The 18,138-nt window shown below is 64.9% G+C and carries 11 protein-coding genes and 1 pseudogene; 7 read left to right on the plus strand and 5 right to left on the minus strand.

Translation table 11 applies throughout. The annotated features are described in order from the left end of the window. Positions 1 to 34: 34 nt before the first annotated feature. On the minus strand, positions 35 to 2,641 hold the full coding sequence (locus XpruCFBP8353_RS08335; RefSeq protein ID WP_243391089.1) for a PAS domain S-box protein: 2,607 nt from the start codon (positions 2,639 to 2,641) through the stop codon (positions 35 to 37). 229 nt (positions 2,642 to 2,870) lie between these two features. On the opposite strand from XpruCFBP8353_RS08335, the gene XpruCFBP8353_RS08340 reads away from it, so the two are divergent. Beyond that, positions 2,871 to 5,750 carry a M16 family metallopeptidase gene (locus XpruCFBP8353_RS08340; protein ID WP_101362813.1) on the plus strand — a complete coding sequence of 960 codons (2,880 nt, stop codon included), beginning with the start codon at positions 2,871 to 2,873 and terminating at the stop codon, positions 5,748 to 5,750. A gap of 552 nt (positions 5,751 to 6,302) precedes the next feature. Continuing rightward, positions 6,303 to 7,232: a GAF domain-containing protein gene (locus XpruCFBP8353_RS08345; RefSeq protein ID WP_101362814.1), complete on the plus strand. Its 930-nt coding sequence runs from the start codon at positions 6,303 to 6,305 to the stop codon at positions 7,230 to 7,232. Positions 7,233 to 7,572: 340 nt separating this feature from the next. Here the strand turns inward: XpruCFBP8353_RS08345 and XpruCFBP8353_RS08350 are convergent, their stop codons facing one another. Further along, the gene (locus XpruCFBP8353_RS08350) at positions 7,573 to 8,571 is read right to left on the minus strand and encodes a hypothetical protein (RefSeq protein ID WP_101362815.1); all 999 of its coding nucleotides are present in this window, start codon (positions 8,569 to 8,571) and stop codon (positions 7,573 to 7,575) included. 352 nt (positions 8,572 to 8,923) lie between these two features. Then, a pseudogene (locus XpruCFBP8353_RS08355) lies at positions 8,924 to 9,683 on the minus strand (DNA-formamidopyrimidine glycosylase family protein). 104 nt (positions 9,684 to 9,787) lie between these two features. On the opposite strand from XpruCFBP8353_RS08355, the gene XpruCFBP8353_RS08360 reads away from it, so the two are divergent. From XpruCFBP8353_RS08360 to XpruCFBP8353_RS08385, 4 genes are all read left to right on the plus strand, one after another. After that, complete coding sequence (locus XpruCFBP8353_RS08360) at positions 9,788 to 10,564, plus strand: DUF72 domain-containing protein (protein ID WP_101362816.1); 777 nt, start codon at positions 9,788 to 9,790, stop codon at positions 10,562 to 10,564. 262 nt (positions 10,565 to 10,826) lie between these two features. Continuing rightward, positions 10,827 to 12,500, plus strand: coding sequence for an alpha,alpha-trehalase TreA (gene treA / locus XpruCFBP8353_RS08370; protein WP_101362817.1), 1,674 nt, complete (start codon positions 10,827 to 10,829; stop codon positions 12,498 to 12,500). A 410-nt stretch (positions 12,501 to 12,910) separates the two neighbouring features. Beyond that, positions 12,911 to 13,612, plus strand: coding sequence for an AIM24 family protein (locus tag XpruCFBP8353_RS08380; RefSeq protein WP_101362819.1), 702 nt, complete (start codon positions 12,911 to 12,913; stop codon positions 13,610 to 13,612). 147 nt (positions 13,613 to 13,759) lie between these two features. Then, the gene (locus tag XpruCFBP8353_RS08385; protein WP_243391070.1) at positions 13,760 to 13,936 is read left to right on the plus strand and encodes a hypothetical protein; all 177 of its coding nucleotides are present in this window, start codon (positions 13,760 to 13,762) and stop codon (positions 13,934 to 13,936) included. 61 nt (positions 13,937 to 13,997) lie between these two features. Here XpruCFBP8353_RS08385 and XpruCFBP8353_RS08390 read toward each other — a convergent pair whose 3' ends face one another. After that, positions 13,998 to 14,909: a CorA family divalent cation transporter gene (locus XpruCFBP8353_RS08390; protein WP_101362820.1), complete on the minus strand. Its 912-nt coding sequence runs from the start codon at positions 14,907 to 14,909 to the stop codon at positions 13,998 to 14,000. A gap of 244 nt (positions 14,910 to 15,153) precedes the next feature. Between XpruCFBP8353_RS08390 and xopV the strand changes: the two genes are divergently transcribed. Next, positions 15,154 to 16,140 (plus strand): XopV/AopV family type III secretion system effector, encoded by a 987-nt coding sequence (xopV, locus tag XpruCFBP8353_RS08395; RefSeq protein WP_165786154.1) that lies wholly within the window; start codon positions 15,154 to 15,156, stop codon positions 16,138 to 16,140. Positions 16,141 to 16,227: 87 nt separating this feature from the next. On the opposite strand, the gene cycA is transcribed toward xopV, so the two are convergent. Beyond that, entirely contained in the window at positions 16,228 to 17,604 is a 1,377-nt protein-coding gene (gene cycA, locus XpruCFBP8353_RS08400; protein WP_101362821.1) for a D-serine/D-alanine/glycine transporter, read from the minus strand. Positions 17,605 to 18,138: the final 534 nt, after the last annotated feature.

An 18,138-nucleotide genomic window follows, 5' to 3' on the forward strand; every position in this document is an offset into this window, starting at 1 on the left:
ATCCAGCACGCGGCGCAATGCAACGCCAACGCGCTCAGGGGCGGGATGCTTTTATCCCGTCCGGCAAGCGTGCGCGTTTAGCCGCATACATCGCCTCGTCTGCGGCATGCATCAAGCTGGCCGCCTCGGCCTGTGCGCCGTGTTGCCAGGCCACACCGATGCTGGGCTGGATCGGTAGATGCTGGTCGCCGAACATGGCGCCTTCCGCCGCAAGCGTGCGGATGCGATCTGCTATCGCGGCGCATTCGGCTTGCGGATCATGCAGCGCATCCAGCAACACCACGAATTCGTCGCCGGCCAGGCGTGCGACCAGATAGCGCTCGCCAGCCGCGCGTTGCAGGCAATGGCCGAACGCGACCAACACTGCATCGCCAGCACGGTGGCTGTAGGTATCGTTGATACGTTTGAAGCCATCCAGATCCAGAAACATCACCGCCACCGCCAGCTGCTGCTGGTGCGCCTGCGTAATCGCCGCCTGTAGCGCTTCGGACCAGGCATGCCGGTTCGGCAGTCCGGTCAACGCATCGCGGGTGGCGCGTTCGTGCATCAAGCGGTGCAGCGTCTTGTGCGCAGTAACATCGTGCGCCATCAGGAAGAACCCCCGCGCCAGCGTCGCAGTGCCGTGCATTTCCGGCACCAGGGTGACTTCCACATCGCGCGAGTTGGCGCCGCCATGCAAGACATGTTCGAAACTGGCGCGCTGCCCGGCCACTGCCTGTGCCAATGCAGCGCGCGCGGCGGAGTTGAGGTCTTCGCCCAACACTTGGGTGATATGGCGACCAACCAGGCTGGCAGGCTCCATACCGAGCCAGGCGCGATGTGCCTCATTGGCGAACAGGTAGCGCTGTTCGGAATCGAACTGGGCAACCAACGTGGGCGTCGCATCGCTGATCGCGCGCAGACGCGCCTCGCTTTCGGCCAGCCGCTCGGCTGCCACATGGCGCTCGGTCACATCTTGAATCTGCGAGATGAAATGCACCGGCGCACCGCGACTATCGCGCACCAGCGATACCGACAGCTGCGCCCAGATCACCGTGCCCTGTTGGCTGATGTAGCGCTTGGCCAGGCTGTAGCTGCCGCGTTTGCCGTCGATCAGATCCCGCACCAGTTGCAGGTCCATCTGCAGATCGTCGGGATGGGTGATCTGCTGGAAGGTCGTGCGCAGCAAATGCTCGCGCGGATAACCCAGGATGCTGCACAGCGAAGGATTCACGTCGCGCCACTCGCCTTCCAGCGACACGATCGCCATGCCCTGCGGCGCGGTTTCGAACGCACCGGTGAAGCGCTCGGCGGCCAGCTGCGCGGCGGCCTGCGCCTGCAATTCGGCAGTGACGTCGATGGCCATCGCCAGATACCCGGCCAGGCCTTGCTGCGCGTCGTGGATGATGTTGAAACACAGGCGCACACGACGCAGTTCGCCGTCCTTGCGCACCAGGGTCCAGAGTTCTTCGGCCAGCACATCGCCGGCAGCGGCCGCCGCCAGCCTCACATACGACGGCGGCGACAACGCCAGCGTCGCCATGTGGCGTTCCAGTTCGGCCGGCAGATGGAACTGCGTCGGGCAGATGCCCAGCACCTCGTCGGCGCTGTAACCGAGCAGGCGCTCGGCACCGGGATTGAAGAGTTCCAGACGGCCCTGCGGGTCGAACGCCATGATCGCCACGTCCTGCGAGGCGTCCACCAGCGCCTGCAGCCGCGCGCGTTCGCCAGCCAGCGCGGCCGAGGCATCCCGGAGCTCGGTGATGTCGTGCATCACGCAGACCGCGCCCAACGCCGTGCCCTTGTCGCCGACCACCGGGTCTGCATTGCACAGCACGCTGCGCGGAGGCTGACCGTTGGCACGGATCACCAGTTCGGCATTGCGCACGTGCTCGCCGCGCCAGGCGCGCAGCAGCGGGATGGCGTCGGTGGGCAGCAGCCGCTTGCCGTCCGCGCTGTACAGATCGAAATGCTGCGCCCATTGCTCAGGCGGCAGCACGCGCGGGTCGGTGCCATGCCATTGCCGCGCGGCGTGGTTGAACTCGCGCAGCAAACCGTCGGTGCCGCAGGCCACCACGCCGTCGGGCATGGCTTCCAGCAGCATGCTCAGGGTCTGCCGCTGCGCCTGCGCATCAAGCCGATCGCGGCGCGCTTCCAGCTGGCTGACCGCTTGCCGCGCCAGGCGGATCAGCGCCTGCTTCTGCTGGTCGTCGAGCACGCGCGATTTGGTGCTGAGCGTGCATAACGTGCCGTAGGCATAGCCCTCCCGGCCGACCAGCGGCACCCCGACATAGGAGCGCACACCGGGCGCGGCGGTCACCAACGGGTTGTTGACGAAGCGCGGGTCTGCCTCGGCGTCGGGCACTTCCATCAACTCGGTACCCATCACCGCGTAGGAGCAGAACGACGCGCTGCGCGGCGTGCCCTCCAGGTCGGTACCGCAGCGCGCCTTGAACCATTGCCGGTCGGCATCCAGCAGCGACACCAGTGCCATCGGTGCGCCGGCGACATGCGACGCCAGCCAGGCGATATCGTCGAACTCGGCCTCGGCCTCGGTGTCCAGCACCCCCAGCCGGCGCACTGCGTCCACGCGCAAATCGTCGTCGACGGGGATCGGCACGGGCGGCAACAGGACGGTCATGGCGTGATCGGCGGGTAGCATCTGGTCAGGGTAGGTCGCCCAAAGTAACGGCGAGGCGACGAGCAACTTGAGCAACGCGGCCAGGCTCGCTCACACAAGCGGGCTCTAGAAAGCGGCCGCGCCGGCACGCAGTACTGCCAACTTCTGCGTTCCATCCGCAGCAAACCCCGCCCATCCCCTGCCCATCAGCATTTGCGGCGCCGCCAAGCAGCCACTACCCTCGGTCGATTGCCCTGTTCTGGAGTGTCACATGCTGCGTCCGCTGTCCTTGTTGATCGCCGGTGTGCTCGGCGTCGCTGCCGGTTGCGTTGCCCCCGCCGTTGCCGCCGCCCCGGCCAGCCTGTCCAAGAGCACGGCCAGCAGCGCCATTCCCGACATCGCCTATACCCGCTTCACCCTGCCCAACGGCCTGACGGTGGTGGTGCACGAAGACCACAAGGCGCCGATGGTGGCCGTCAGCATTTGGTACCACATCGGCTCCGGCGACGAGCCGGCCGGCAAGACCGGGTTTGCACACCTGTTCGAGCACCTGATGTTCTCCGGCTCGGAGAACAACAAGGGCAGCTTCTTCGCGCCGCTGGAAAAGGTCGGCACCACCGACATGAACGGCACCACCTGGTTCGACCGCACCAACTATTTCGAAACCGTGCCGACCACCGCGCTGGATACCGCGCTGTGGCTGGAATCGGACCGCATGGGCCACCTGCTCGGTGCCATCGGCCAGCAGGAACTCGATACCCAGCGCGGCGTGGTGCAGAACGAAAAGCGCCAGGGCGAGAACCGCCCCTATGGCCGCGTGGACCAGAACATCCTGTCCAACCTGTTCCCGGCCAACCACCCCTACCAGCACGACACCATCGGCTCGATGGAAGACCTGGATGCGGCCTCGCTGGCCGACGTCAAACAGTGGTTCAACGACAACTACGGCGCCGCCAACACCACCCTGGTGCTGGCCGGCGACATCACCGTGGCGCAGGCGCGCGCCAAGGCCTTGCAGTACTTCGGCGATATTCCGTCCGGCAAGCCGGTGGCGCGCCAGCAGCCGTGGGTGACCCCGCTGGCGGCGCAGAAGCGCGGCGTGCAGCACGACCATGTCTCGCAGCCGCGCATCTACCGCACCTGGGCCGCGCCGCAGCTGGGTAGCGACGCCATGATCCAGCTGGATCTTGCCACCACCGTGCTCGGCGGCGGCAAGACCTCGCGGCTATACCAGCGCCTGGTCTATCAGGACAACCTGGTGGACGAGGTCTCCGCCTCGGTGCAGCCGTTTGCGCTGTCCAGCCAGGTGCAGATCCAGGCCGACGTGAAGGACGGCGTGGATCCGGCCAAGGTCGAGGCAGTCATCGACGAAGAACTCAAGAAGTTCATCGCCCAGGGACCGACCGCCGACGAACTGCAGCGCGCACAGGTGGCCTACCGCGCCGGTTTCGTGCGCGGGCTGGAAAAGGTGGGCGGCTTCACCGGCAAGGCGGTGATCCTGGCCGAGGGCCAGGTCTATCGCGGCGACCCGGGCGCCTACAAGAAAGATCTGCAGCGCGTCCAGGCCGCTACCGTGGACAGCGTCAAACAGGCGTCGGCAACGTGGTTCGGCAAGGGCGATTACCTGTTGACCGTGCTGCCGGCCGGCAAGGATTTCGATCCGGCCGCCGAAGACAAGGCGGTGGTCGCGCGTGGCGAAGAAGCTGGCAAGCCGGCGCCGAAGCTGCCGGCCGCGGGCACGTTCAAGGTCACCGCCTCCACGCTGGATCGCAGCAAGGGCGTGCCGCAGACCGATCAGTTCCCGGACCTGAGCTTCCCCAGACTGCAGCGCGGCAAGTTGAAGAACGGCATTGAGGTGATCCTGGCCGAGCGCCATACCATCCCGGTCACCCAGGTGGAGTTGCTGTTCGACGCCGGCTACGCCGCCGATCAGGGTAAGAAGCTCGGTACCGCCAGCTTCAGCGCCGCACTGATGAACGAGAGCACCACCGCGCTGGATTCGGTGGAAGTGGCGCAGCGCCGCCAGCGCTTGGGTGCGATCACCGCGGTCGGCTGCGATCTGGACAGCTGCAGCGCTTCGCTGGATGCGCTCAATGACCAGTTGCAGCCGTCGCTGCAGTTGTTCTCCGACATCGTGCGCAACCCGGCATTCAAGGCCGCCGACATCGAACGCGTCCGCGGCCAATGGCTGTCCGGTATTGCCCAGGAAAAGACCCAGCCCAACAGCCTGGCGCTACGCGCGTTGCCGCCGTTGCTCTTCGGCGACAAGCACCCGTACGGCATCCCGCTCACCGGCAGCGGCACCGAGGCGGCGATCAAGAGCCTCAACGCCCAGGATCTGCAGAATTTCCACAGCCAATGGCTGCGTCCGGACAACCTGCGCATCCTGGTGGCCGGCGACACCACGCTTTCGCAGATCATTCCGCAGCTCGATGCCGTCTTCGGCGACTGGAAGGCTCCGACCACCGCGTTGCCGAAGAAGAACCTGGCCAACGTCGCCGCCCAGCCCAAGCCACGCGTGTATCTGATCAACCGCCCGGACGCACCGCAGTCGGTGATTCTGGCCGGCTTGCTGGCCCCGTCCACCAAGGCACCGGATAACCTGGCGATCGGTGTGGCCAACGGCGCCTTCGGCGGCACCTTTACCTCGCGCCTGAACATGAATCTGCGCGAAAACAAGCGCTGGGCCTATGGCGCGGGCACCCGCATGATGGATGCGCAGGGCCAGCGGCCATACCTGTTCTCGGCACCGGTGCAGACCGACAAGACCGCCGAATCGGCCAATGAGATCTTCAAGGAAGCGACCGCCATCATCGGCGACAAGCCGTTGACCACCGACGAGATCGAGAAGATCAAGAACCAGCGCATTCGTGCCCTGCCCGGCAGTTTCGAAACCACCGGCGCGGTGCTGGGTGCGATCGAAGGCATCGTGCAGTTCGACCGCCCCGACGACTACGTGCAAACGCTCAAGCCGCGCCTGGAAGCGATCGACCAGACGGCCGCGCAAAAAGCCATCAAGGAGATCATCAAGCCAGAAGCGATGACCTGGGTCATCGTCGGCGACCTGAAAAAGATCGAAGCCCCGGTGCGTGCGCTCAAGTTGGGCCAGGTGCAGGTGCTGGATGTGGACGGCAAACCGGTCAAGCGCTGATCGCACCTGTCGCACCGGCTGCGCTGCTGCACGCAGCGTGGCCGGTGCTGGCAGGGGCCAGGCCGATGCGGCGTGTGGTGGCCAGGCGCGGCAGTTTTCATCGGATCGTCCGGTAGTGGTGCCGCTTGGTGCGCGATCCCAACGGTTGCTGCAGCACCGCGTCACTGGGCCGCACGCCGTGTCCCCCTCTGGTTGATGCCTGCAACCGGGTTCGACAGCAGCAAGGCGTTCACCATGCTGCGTGGTGTTGAAGCGGCACTGACACCGGCAGGCCACCGTCGGGCTTGTACCGCCGATGCGATGCCATCCCCGCCGCGCACGCCGTGACAGAATTCGCCAAGGCGTGCGGTGCACACAGCGCCGGTTAGATCGGTCGCCTGTGTTTGGCCACGACACATACGTACCCAATCGGCACGCAACACCGGTTTATTCGTTGCAGTCATCACGCGGCGCTGGCCTACCCGCGCCATCCCCGCCGCAACACCCACGCCGCGTTACCGACGCTGCCGGTATCCTTGCTGATTCCTCGTTCGCGCTCGCCTGGCTTATTCGATGAAAGACATGCCCCTAGCTAACGAAGCCTCCCGCCAACAAGTCCTGGACGGCTATCGCATCGTCGACAGCCTGCCGGAGGACACCTATCAAGACGTCGTGCAGGTGGCGGCCTCGCTGTGCGGCACACCGATCGCGCTGATGTCGCTGGTGGACCGCGACCGCCAATGGTTCAAGGCCCAGCTGGGTCTGGGCCTGCAGCAGACCGACCGCAGCCAGGCCGTGTGCGACTACGCGATCCGCAGCCCCGATCAGTTGATGGAAGTACCCGACCTGTGCAAGGACAGCCGATTTGCCGATATCTCGGTGGTCACCGGCGACACCGGTGCGCGCTTCTATGCCGGCATGCCGCTGGTCACCGAAGAGGGCGTTGCACTGGGCACGGTTTGCGTGCTCGACACCGAGCCACGCACCCTCACCGACATTCAGCGCACCGGCCTGCAGGCGCTCGCACGGGTGGCCATGCGCCTGCTCGACGAGCGCAAGCGCGAACTGCAAGTCGAGCGCGATGCCATCCTGCAGCCGGTCGTCCCGGTCGCCAGCCAGGCCGTTGCCGACACCGGCTACCACCTGGTGATCCTGGAGGTGCAGGAATTGGCCGCACTGGCCGAACGCCAGAGCGAGCGTCTGCTCGGCCGCACTTTGCAGCAGCTCGACCAAGCCTTCGCGGCGTTGGTGCAGGGACCGGGCAACAGCATCGACCGTGTCACCGACAGTGCGGAATTCATCGCCGTGCTGCGCGGCCCCGATGCCGAGCGCACCTTGCAACGCCTGCGCGAGATCGCCCAGCAACAACATGCGCTGGGCCTGACCGTCCTGTTGGGCCAAGCGCAATCCACCCGTCCGGATGAACCGATCGGCCAGGTATTTCTACGCGCCGAGGTCGCGCTGAGCACGGAAAAGGATCGTTACCGGCAGAGCCTGGCCTGAGGCCTGCGAACTGATCCATTGCTTCGCGCACGTACCCTCACCCCAACCCCTCCCACCAGGCGAGGGCTGGAAGCGAGGCGTCAGCGGTGTTGCTTGGTGGACTTGCTCTCACCGCTTGGCTTGAACGATGGACCAGGCGGAAGCAATTGAAGCCCCTCTCCCATCGGGGCGAAAAAGCACCGCCTGCACGCCACCGGTGTGCGTGCCTTGGAGCGCCCGCGTCGCGGGCGCGGGCCGGACAACGGGGGTGGAGTGAGGGTATGGCACCACTGCATTGCTCACCTTCGCAACGACCCTGCTGCCTTCCACGCTGCGTCTACACAGCAACACGAACGCACACTCACCCCAGCGCACACTGCTTTAACTGGCGATCGGCGTACCACAGCGCGCGGCGGGCCAGGTCGTAGGCGCTGTCGGCCTGACGCGGCAGCATCTGCGCGGCCATCACCGGATCGGCACCGTTGTTCAAGGCGTGCTCGGCACGCTCCAGATCCGACAGGTGCGTGCGCACCGGCGATAACAGCGACTTGCGCGTGGAGGCATCGCAACGCGCGCTACGCTGTTCCAGCGCCGCCAACGCCTCGCGGATGCGACGGCTGGCTTCGCCCTTGAGGTCGGGCAGCGTTTCGTGCGCGATCGGCGCCGATTTATAAGCATCGCCGGTCGCCTCGCTGCCCATCTCGGCCTGATTGCCGGCCAGCGCTGGATTGAAGCGCACGTCCGGCGGCGGTCGCGCCTTGGCGACCTGAGTCTGCGGCCCATTGAGCATGTCGTTGAACTTCTTCATGCCACGATTCATTTCCTGCATCGCCACATCGCCCAGCGTGCCGTCGCTCTTCCAGTCCTTGGCGAAGCGGGTTTCCTGGTACTGCACCGGGTTGACCCGTTCCATCACGTTGCGCGCCTTGGCCTGCGCACGCTCGTCGGTCATGCCCGGCGGCACCGCGCTGCCGGTCTGCGCCATCGGGTCGGCCTGCGCCATGCGCAGGCGCCCGTCGCGGGTATACAGCTGGGCCGACATGGAGTCGCTGGCCGGTGCATTCGCGGCAGCTACCTGCCGCGGCGGCGGTGGCGTGCGCGTGGGTGGCGGCGCCGTGCGTGCAGCCGATGCGGATGCAGCGCGTGGTTGACGCTCGGATTCCTGTGGCGGTTCCGGCGGAGCCGGAGGCGCTTGTTGCGGCCGCGGCACGAAATACACCTGCAACGTATCGTCGTGTTGCGGGGTTTGGCGCGGTGGCGGCATGTACAGCAACAGGCAGGCAAGAAAGAACAGGATGGCGCCCGTGCATGCGACAGCGGCAACATGCGGGACAAGCGCTTCCTTCCTGCTGGTAGTCACAATGCGGGAGACCGATGAGATGAGAATGCGGGTGCCACCCGGCGAACCCCGGTGTGCGACGCGCAAATCTAGCGGGCGCGGCGCGGGCGCGCGTTTGTAATTCGTTGTTTGGCCGGAAAGGGCCAGCCGCCATTCACATTGAGCCGCAGGTGGGCGCACGTGGATTGGAGCATCCGCTGCGCGCAAGGGATGGCGCGACCACTGACCGCATACGGCATAACGCAGTCGAGAAACTCGGCAGGCAGATCGGTGGCCATGTGATGCGCAGGCCAACCGCGAGCGCACGCATGCCGCCGCCCGCGCGGGCTGAGGCCGACCGCCAGCGCTGTTTTCCGGAGTGCCACTGCAGCCATCAGGGCCCGTCGGCGCGGTACAACCGCTGACACACCTCGCAGAAGAACGCGCGGCGCCCGGCCTTGCCCAAGTGCTTTCGGCACTGCAGCGGTGCGCCATCGCGCGGGCAGCTGGTCTTGGTGTGCACCTGGTAATGCGTCTTCAGCACGCAGGCTTTTTTTCCAGGTGTAGAAATCGAAACGGTGTAGAAATCGAAACTGTAATCGCGCGCTTGGGTGACCCATTGGCCCAGTTTTCGCGCCGGCAACGCGCCCACCGTGCTCTCGGGATGCACATGGATGCGGTGCAGCACTTCGTTCTTGATGATGTTGCCTACGCCAGCAAAGATGGTTTGGTCGAGCAATGCATCGGCGGCCAACAGGCAGGGCGCGGCGCGCCTGCGCGGCATCCCACAGCGGATTCATCACCTCCGCCGTCCAGTCGTAGACTTCATCCAGCGGACGCTCGATGAACTGCACCGAACACGCATAAAAATGCAGTCGCTGGCCTTTGGAAAATTCCAGGCACAAGCGCGGCACCGCGTTGGGTTTGTTCTCGTTGATGCGATAACTGCCAAACAACAAAAAGTGGATGCGCGCGCTGAAATGCGCGCGTTCGAAAAAAAAAGGCGTTTGCCCCAGCTCCGCAGCGCCAGCACTTTCTGCTGATCCAGACGCGCGATGTCCTGCTTGCTGTTGCCGGACACACGCAGGATCTTGCGGCCGACAACCGCTTCGGTGTCTTCGCGCAGTGATGACACGTGAGGGACCTTCTGGCATGCGCCAAGTATCGAAGCGGCCGGTGATCCGGCCGTGATTGCGATGCACACGACATCCTGACGCGCGTGCCTGCATACAGGGCTGCCACCCTCACCTCACCCGCCATGCCAGTTCAACCATCCAGTGCAGTTGCACGCGTGCGTTGTGGTTGCGCAGGCTGGTCGATTCCCGCCGCCGACCGCGCGCAGTTCGGCGAGGGCGCCAGCGTGTTGCAGCGCTACGCCACGCGTTTTGATGCCGTGGAGATCAACTCCTCGTTCCATCGCCCGCACCGCGCCATGACCTACGCGCGATGGGCCGACAGCGTGCCGGAGGATTTTCGTTTTTCGGTCAAGCTGCCGCGCAGTATCAGCCACGACGCACGCCTGCACGGTACCGGGCCGCTGCTGGACGCTTTCCTCGCGCAGGTCGGCGCGCTGGGGACGCGGTTGGGCTGCCTGCTGCTGCAACTGCCGCCCAGCGCGGCCTTCGATGCTGCGGTGGCGTCACGGTTCTTTGCGATGCTGCGCCGGCGCTGGGACGGCGGCGTGGTTTGCGAACCGCGCCACGCCAGCTGGTTCGCCACACCCGCGCAGGCCTTGCTCGCACGCCACCGCATTGCACGCGGCGCCGCCGACCCGGCGCCGGTGCCCGCGGCCGCCATCCCGAACCCGGCTGCCGCGCCGTTGTATTGGCGCTGGCATGGCGCCCCGCGCATCTACTACAGCAGCTACGACGCCGCCGCGTTGCAGGCCCTGGCCACCGCGGTGCGCGCCGGCCCATCCGACAACGCGCAGCCGCTGGCCGAACGCTGGGTGATCTTCGACAACACCGCTGCCGGCTGTGCGATGTCCAATGCGCTGGAATTGCAGCGCCTGCTGGGCACCGAGCGCAAGCGCTAGCGCGGGTCGGCGGCAACATTCCGATGCATCTGTCTGGCGCGCATCTTGCAGCGGCTACGGCGCGCGGGTGCTGCAAATTCAAGCTGCCCGGATCCGCGCCGATACGCCTGAATCAACACGCGCTCCGGCATCACGCCGGATCAGCTTGCTGAATCCAGTCGTTCCCGTGCGAAGCCTGCCGGCATGCCGGCACCTCACTCGGTCCCGTCCGCCACTTCGGTCGTTTACCATGCCCTACGCCACTGCCCGTTCTGGAGATGCCATGAGTTCTGCCGCGCCCCCGTGCTGCACGTCGCTGCTTGGCCTGTCGCTGAGCATGTTTGTCGCGCCGTGCACACTGACTGCCGCGCCGTTGGACACATCGGTCGTCAATGCGCCGGCGCCCACGCCGCCGACGCCGGACCTGGCCTACCCGGAGCTGTTTCAGGCTGTGCAGCGTGGTGAGCTGTTCGACGACCAGAAGCACTTCGTCGACTTCCTGCCGTTGCGCGACCCGGCGTTGATCAATGCCGACTATCTGGCCCAGCACGATCACCCCGGTTTCGACCTGCGCAAGTTCGTGGACGCCAATTTCGAAGAATCGCCACCGGTGCAGACCGACGCGATCCGTCAGGACACCGCGCTGCGCGAGCACATCGATCTGCTATGGCCCAAGCTGGTGCGCAGCCAGACCCACGTGCCGCCGCACAGCAGCCTGCTGGCGCTGCCGCACCCGTACGTGGTCCCGGGCGGGCGCTTCCGCGAGGTGTATTACTGGGATTCCTACTTCACCATGCTGGGCTTGGTGAAGAGCGGCGAGACCGCGCTCAGCCGCCAGATGCTGGACAACTTCGCCTACCTGATCGACACCTACGGGCATATTCCCAACGGGAACCGCACCTACTATCTCAGCCGCTCGCAGCCGCCGTTCTTCTCCTACATGGTGGAACTGCAGGCCGGCGTGGAAGGCGAAGCGGTCTATCAGCGCTACCTGCCGCAGCTGCAAAAGGAATACGCCTACTGGATGCAGGGCAGCGACGACCTGCAGCCCGGCCAGGCAGTGCGCCATGTCGTGCGCCTGGCCGATGGCAGCGTGCTCAACCGCTATTGGGACGAGCGCGACACCCCGCGCCCGGAAGCCTGGTTGCACGACACCCGCACCGCCGCCGAGGTGAAAGACCGCCCGGCCGCCGAGGTCTACCGCGACCTGCGTGCCGGCGCCGAGAGCGGATGGGACTACACCAGCCGCTGGCTGGCCGACGGCCAGAACCTGCGCACCATCCGCACCACCGCCATCATCCCGATCGACCTCAACAGCCTGCTCTACCACCTGGAACGCACCCTGGCCCAGGCCTGCGCGCAGCCGGGCGCGGAGTGCTCGCGCGATTACGCCGCACTCGCACAGCAACGCAAGCAGGCCATCGATGCGCACCTGTGGAACAAGGCCGGCTATTACGCCGACTACGACTGGCAGACGCGTACGCTGAGCAATCAGGTCACCGCCGCAGCGCTGTATCCGCTGTTCGCCGGCCTGGCCTCGGACGATCACGCCAAGCGCACCGCCAACACCGTGCGTCACACGCTGCTGCGCCCGGGCGGCCTGGCCACCACCGCAGTGAAGACCGGCCAGCAATGGGACGAGCCCAATGGCTGGGCGCCGCTGCAATGGGTGGCCGTGGACGGACTGCGCCGCTATGGCGAAGACGCGCTGGCACGCACCATCGGCGAGCGCTTCCTCGCCCAGGTGCAGGCGCTATTCGCACGCGAGCACAAGCTGGTCGAAAAATACGGCCTGGAAACCGATGCAGCCGGCGGCGGCGGTGGCGAATATGCCTTGCAGGACGGCTTCGGCTGGACCAACGGCGTCACCTTGATGCTGTTGAACTTGTATCCGGGCAAGGACACCAAAGCCGCACCCGCCAAGCGCGTGCGCAAGCCCGAGGCCACGGCGCGCTGAGGACTGTCCCGTTGCTGCGCGTTGCGTGGCAGCGGCAGGATCGGAGGGTTGCTGGAGATTTGAAGGTGCACGTCGTCGCTGCGCAGCACAGCCATCACGGCAACAGTGCGCGCCCCCTAGTTGTTCTCAACCCTGGCGAGCAATCATGAAGGGCGTGCGTGGCGCGCAGGAACCGCAGCAAACGAGCGCTCCATGCCGACTCCGGGCATCGCCCACGTCTGGCTGGCGGTGAGTGAGCGCCGCTGCCTGGATCGCAGCGCCCAATTCACCCGTACACGCAGATCGCGATTGGTCATCGCCATATTGCCGCTGTAATCGCGCGCGGTGATGCGCAGCACATAGGTGCCATCCCGCGACCGCAACGTAGACGGCCGCGTATCATGCGCACTCTTTGCCTAAAGGACGGACCCATGGCCGTACGCACGCTCAACGACTTTCTTGCCCACTCCAAGGAGAAGGACCTCAGCCCCGATCCGTTCGAGCTGGAAAACCCGCATCTGCTGGAAGTGCGCCTGGACGGCATGGTGTGGTCCAAGGCCGGCGCCATGGTCGCGCGCACCGGCAACGTCAAGTTCACCCGCGAGGGGCTGCTCGAACAAGGCCTGGGCAATCTGCTGAAAAAAGCCATCAGCGGCGAAGGCATGCAGCTGATGAAGGCCGAAGGCCAGGGCCGCGTCTATCTGGCCGACCTCGGCAAGCTGGTCACGCTGCTGCGTTTGAATGGCGAGGCGATCTTCGTCAACGGCAACGATGTGCTGGCGTTCGAAGCCGGTGTCGAACACAAGATCACCCTGATGCGCAAAGTGGCCGGCATGCTCTCGGGCGGGCTGTTCAACGTGCGCCTGAGCGGCCACGGCATCGTGGCGATCACCTCGCACTACGAACCGCTGACGCTACCGGTCACCGCTGCCAGCGGCCCGGTGTTCACCGACCCCAACGCGACCGTCGCCTGGTCCGGCACGCTGACCCCGGAACTGGTCACCGATGTGTCGATCGGCACGCTGTTGGGCCGCGGCTCGGGCGAAAGCCTGCAGATGCGCTTTGCCGGCGAAGGCTGGGTGGTGGTGCAGCCTTATGAAGAAGCCAGCTTCCAGCAATCCAAGGGCGGATGATCGATGCCCAGCTGCGCGATGCGTGGCTGGGCAACTTACTGGTACTGACTTCATGCGCAAAGCTGCGTCCATCGTTCTGCTCCCGGGACTGTGTTTGGCGTTCGCCGCCATTGCGCTGGCCATGCTCATGACATCGGGAATTCAGCGATGGAGGTGCGCTGCGAGGGTGCAGATCACTGGCATTACATCGGTGCCGAGGGCATCGCAGAAAGCAAGTCGCATTTGGACACCACCAAACACACCACATCCTGCAAGCGCATGGATCGCGCCGCGCAGATCAGCGACCGCGTGTGCGGCTTTCTCTTCCCGGACCTGAAGTACTAGCGCATTAGTCCAGTCGAATCTGCCTCGATGCGCTGCATGATCCAATACGCAACGACCGGTCTCACACCCATCCACGCTTGCGAAACCACGCCAACGGCACCACCACGCTCAGCGCGATGATGCCCAGCGCCCAGAAGTAGTGGTCGTGCCCCTTGAGTTCGGGCATGTAAGAGAAGTTCATGCCCCAGATGCCGACCAGCACGGTGGGTGGGATGCCGACGACCGACGCCACCGCCATCACCTTCATCACGTTGTTCTGGTCCATGTTGATCATGCCCAACACGCTGTCGAGCAGGAACTCGATGCGGTCGTCCATGTGCTGCTGGAATTCGCTCAAGGTGGTCAGGTCCTTGTGCAGCAGGGTGATGCGTTTGGCTGCATCGGTCCCGAACCAATCCGGGGCGGCGCCATCCAGGTAAGTGACCAGACGCAGCATGCCTTGCCCGGCGTTGTGCAGGCCGCCAAGCTGGCGGCCCATGTCGCCGACCTGGTGCAGCATGCGCTCCAGGTCCTTGGTCTTGTGTGGGCTGTCGAACACCTGCCGCGTGGTTTCGGTGACTGCCGCTTCGAGCGCCTCGAGCCGGTCTGCCAAACGCCCCACCAGTTGATCGAACATGCGTAGCAGCAAATCGTCCGAGCTGTGGCAGGGCTCGTGTTCCAGCCGCGCGGTCAATGCCTCCAATGAGCCGATGCGCTGCTCGCGCAAGGTCACCAGTATGGTGGGCGACAGCGCAAACCCCAACGGTGCAGTGGGGCCGTCCTCGTCCTGGAACCGCGGCACATTGAGAAACAGCACATCGCCCTGGCGGCGTACCCGGCTGCTGAATTCGATTTCGCCAATCGCCGCACGATCGGGCAATGCGAACCCCGCCTTTTCAGCGGCTTGCGCCAACTCTTGCGGACTCGGCTGGCACAAGTCGACCCAACAACCGTGGGTATGCTGGGTTCCGGCAATCGGGTGGATCGTGATCATGCATCGACTGTGAGATGAAAGAGCCCAAGCATCCTCCGCGTCCCCCATGGCGTCAACGCCGGCACATGCCCATCGGCGACGGCCGCGATGGCTGCGATGGCCGTACCTGGTCACGCAAGCGATCGCCGTGCGGTGTCCGCAAGGCAGCGAAAGCTTTCGCCAAATCGCACATCGATTCTGCTGTGAGCGGTATGCACGTTCTGGCTGTCTTACATTTCCGCCCACGCATTCCAGGAGTACGCGCATGAAAATCTCCGGCTCGGCGTCTCGCGGGCTACACGAGCATATCGGTCATGTTGATCAGCGACATGCCCCATCGGTTTGCGACGACATCCGCATCGGCGTCCACTCCCAGCTCCGCGGGCTGCCTCGTCTGCGCCGAAGCGCATCAGCCACCGAGCAATCGCGGGCGTTCGTCGCAGACAGCAGCCATCTCGATGCGCTGTTCGGCAGCACCCAGCCCGCGCGAGGAAAGCATCTGAACGACGGTGTCCACCGGACGCCGATCCAGGCTCAGGAAATCACTGAGGCCCCCGCGCACGTCAAGATCAATCCAACACGCCTGTTCGTCTCGACCGGTCCGGCACTGGAAATGCCGCATCGTCTCGATCCAGCCAAGCTCTCCAAGGATCTCGGGCTGAGCGAGGACGCCATCGATCGCATCAGGAGCACACCCACGTTCCACGAACAGACTGCAACCGGCGTCCCGTCCAGTACGCCACTGGCTCAGCGGCTGCGCCTGGACGATCTGCGCGACAAGAAAGTGGAGTACAAATGGAACATCGCCAGCAATGGCAGCCTGGTCATCGGCGAAGGGCATCCTGGCGTGGTCCTGGACGAGCCGATGACAAACAAGGATGCGCGAAAGAAGAAACAGCCATACGCGCAAGGCCATGTCACCCTCGTGGGCGGCCAACCATGGAACAAGACCCCCTGGCAGGAAAACCGCCTGCTACCGGAAGCGCGCCTCAGCGGTACCCTGTACTACAACCCGGACGGCGAGCTCTGCATCGATAACGATTCGGGGCGATTCAGCGAATATGCCGACCGCACACCACAGCATCTGGAAAACGTCGCCAAGCTCTTTCAGCACTACGGTCTGACGGTCACGCCGGAATGGAAAGCAAAGAAACAGATCCCGCTGCAGCGTCTGCCCGCCGCCGCGGCCACAGCGCCGCCGAGCCCGGCAGAGGAAGGCGAAGCGGCGCATTCTGACCCGAACGGTGAATGATGCGCCGTACGCGCGCATCGACATGACAGCTCGCAGCGTGCGGTGAGCACCGCACGCTGCACTCCGGATGAGTGCCGCACGGCTCGCTCAGCGCTGCCGGTTCTCGCGGCGTTTGACTGCATAGCCAATGGCCAGGAGCAGGAACCACACCGGGCTGGCCAGCAATGCCTGACGTGTGTCGTCCTGCAAGGTCAGCAGCACGATGACGAAGGCGAAGAATGCCAGGCATACGTAGCACATCAGCACGCCGCCGGGCATCTTGAACGCCGAGGCCACGTGCTGCTCCGGGCGCTTGCGCCGGTACGCGATGTAGGCACACAGGATCAGCGACCACACGAACATGAAAAGCACTGCCGACAACGTCGTGACCAGCGTGAACGCAGTGACCAGGTTGGGAATCAGGTACACCAGCATCGCGCCCAGCAACAGGCACAGACAGGAAAACAGCAGGCCACGCGCCGGCACCGCCGCACGCGACAGCTTGGCAAAGCCCTTGGGCGCATGCTGTTCTTCGGCCAGGCCGTAGAGCATGCGGCTGGTGGAAAAGATGCCGCTATTGGCCGAGGAGGTGGCCGAGGTCAGCACCACGAAGTTGATCAGACTCGCTGCCGCCGGCACACCGGCCAGCACGAATAACTCCACGAACGGGCTCTTGTCGGCCACCACCTGCCGCCACGGCGTCACCGCCATGATGGCGATCAGCGCGAGCACGTAGAAGATCAAGATGCGCACCGGAATCGAGTTGATCGCCTTGGGCAGATTGCGGCGCGGGTCGGCGGTTTCTGCAGCGGTGGTGCCGACCAGCTCGATGCCGACGAAGGCGAACACCGCGATCTGGAAGCCAGCAAAGAACCCGCCGATGCCCATCGGGAACATGCCGCCGTCGTTCCACAGATTCGACAGCGAGGCCACGTTGCCCGACGGGGAACGGAAGCCCCACACCACCAGGCCGGCACCGGTCACGATCAAGGCGGCAATGGCGATGATCTTGATCAGCGCGAACCAGAATTCCATCTCGCCGAACAATTTCACCGTGACCAGGTTCAGGCTCAGCAGCAACAACACGCACAAGACCGCGGGGATCCACGGCGCCAATCCCGGAAACCAGAACTGCGCATAGGCCGCAATCGCGATGACATCGGCAATGGCGGTGATGATCCAGCAGAACCAGTACGTCCATCCGCAGAAAAACCCGGCCCACGGCCCGAGCAGGTCGGTGGAGAAGTCGATGAACGACTTGTATTCCAGATTGGAGAGCAGCAGCTCGCCCATCGCGCGCATCACGAAGAACAACATCGCGCCGATGATGAGATAGACGAACAGGATGGACGGCCCGGCCAGACTGATCGTCTTGCCCGAGCCCATGAACAGGCCGGTCCCGATCGCCCCGCCGATGGCGATCAACTGCAGGTGGCGATTGGACAGGCTGCGTTGCAGATGATCGGGCGCGGACGGGTCAGACATGGGCACGACACCGGAGGAGTGGGCAAGCTAGTCAACATACGAGATCGCGCCCATGCGTGCCAGGGGGCGCGCCTTATGCCAGGCTGTGGTGGACAGGTCCCCTGCAACGACCTGGGCAAGGCCCGCGTCGCAGACCTGCACCGCCCCAAGACCGCAACCAGCGTTCAGGCCGTACCGCGCTCCCGGCGGAGACAATTCGCACTGCATGCAGCTCAGTCTGCCGGTACCTGCTCACGCCATCTCGACCGTAGCGACCTCGCATCGAACCATCCCGAGGTCTTCCGACACCGGCATCCAGGTCAGACGCGCTGGTTCACGTTCACCGCCAGGCACCGGGCATCGGGAGCTGTGGCGGAATGTCCCGGAACCACGACGCCAACCGAGACTGACATCCAACATAATCCAGGGAAATATACTTTTCCGCCCCGCTCCTAAATCGAAAACAAACCATTTCGGGCAGCATTAAATAATTTTCGAGATTATCTTTATGAATCTCCCCTCCGAATAACCGATATCCGTCTGCGTTGGCGTTGG

The organism is Xanthomonas prunicola (genome assembly GCF_002846205.1).
Classification (GTDB): domain Bacteria; phylum Pseudomonadota; class Gammaproteobacteria; order Xanthomonadales; family Xanthomonadaceae; genus Xanthomonas; species Xanthomonas prunicola.

What these genes read in the sequence shown, in the direction of transcription:
- XpruCFBP8353_RS08335 (WP_243391089.1), bottom strand. Translation starts at nt 2,641, where the DNA reads ATGCTACCCGCCGATCACGCCATGACCGTCCTGTTGCCGCCCGTGCCG.
- XpruCFBP8353_RS08340 (WP_101362813.1), top strand. Translation starts at nt 2,871, where the DNA reads ATGCTGCGTCCGCTGTCCTTGTTGATCGCCGGTGTGCTCGGCGTCGCT.
- XpruCFBP8353_RS08345 (WP_101362814.1), top strand. Translation starts at nt 6,303, where the DNA reads ATGAAAGACATGCCCCTAGCTAACGAAGCCTCCCGCCAACAAGTCCTG.
- XpruCFBP8353_RS08360 (WP_101362816.1), top strand. Translation starts at nt 9,788, where the DNA reads ATGCCAGTTCAACCATCCAGTGCAGTTGCACGCGTGCGTTGTGGTTGC.
- treA (WP_101362817.1), top strand. Translation starts at nt 10,827, where the DNA reads ATGAGTTCTGCCGCGCCCCCGTGCTGCACGTCGCTGCTTGGCCTGTCG.
- XpruCFBP8353_RS08380 (WP_101362819.1), top strand. Translation starts at nt 12,911, where the DNA reads ATGGCCGTACGCACGCTCAACGACTTTCTTGCCCACTCCAAGGAGAAG.
- XpruCFBP8353_RS08385 (WP_243391070.1), top strand. Translation starts at nt 13,760, where the DNA reads ATGGAGGTGCGCTGCGAGGGTGCAGATCACTGGCATTACATCGGTGCC.
- XpruCFBP8353_RS08390 (WP_101362820.1), bottom strand. Translation starts at nt 14,909, where the DNA reads ATGATCACGATCCACCCGATTGCCGGAACCCAGCATACCCACGGTTGT.
- xopV (WP_165786154.1), top strand. Translation starts at nt 15,154, where the DNA reads ATGAAAATCTCCGGCTCGGCGTCTCGCGGGCTACACGAGCATATCGGT.
- cycA (WP_101362821.1), bottom strand. Translation starts at nt 17,604, where the DNA reads ATGTCTGACCCGTCCGCGCCCGATCATCTGCAACGCAGCCTGTCCAAT.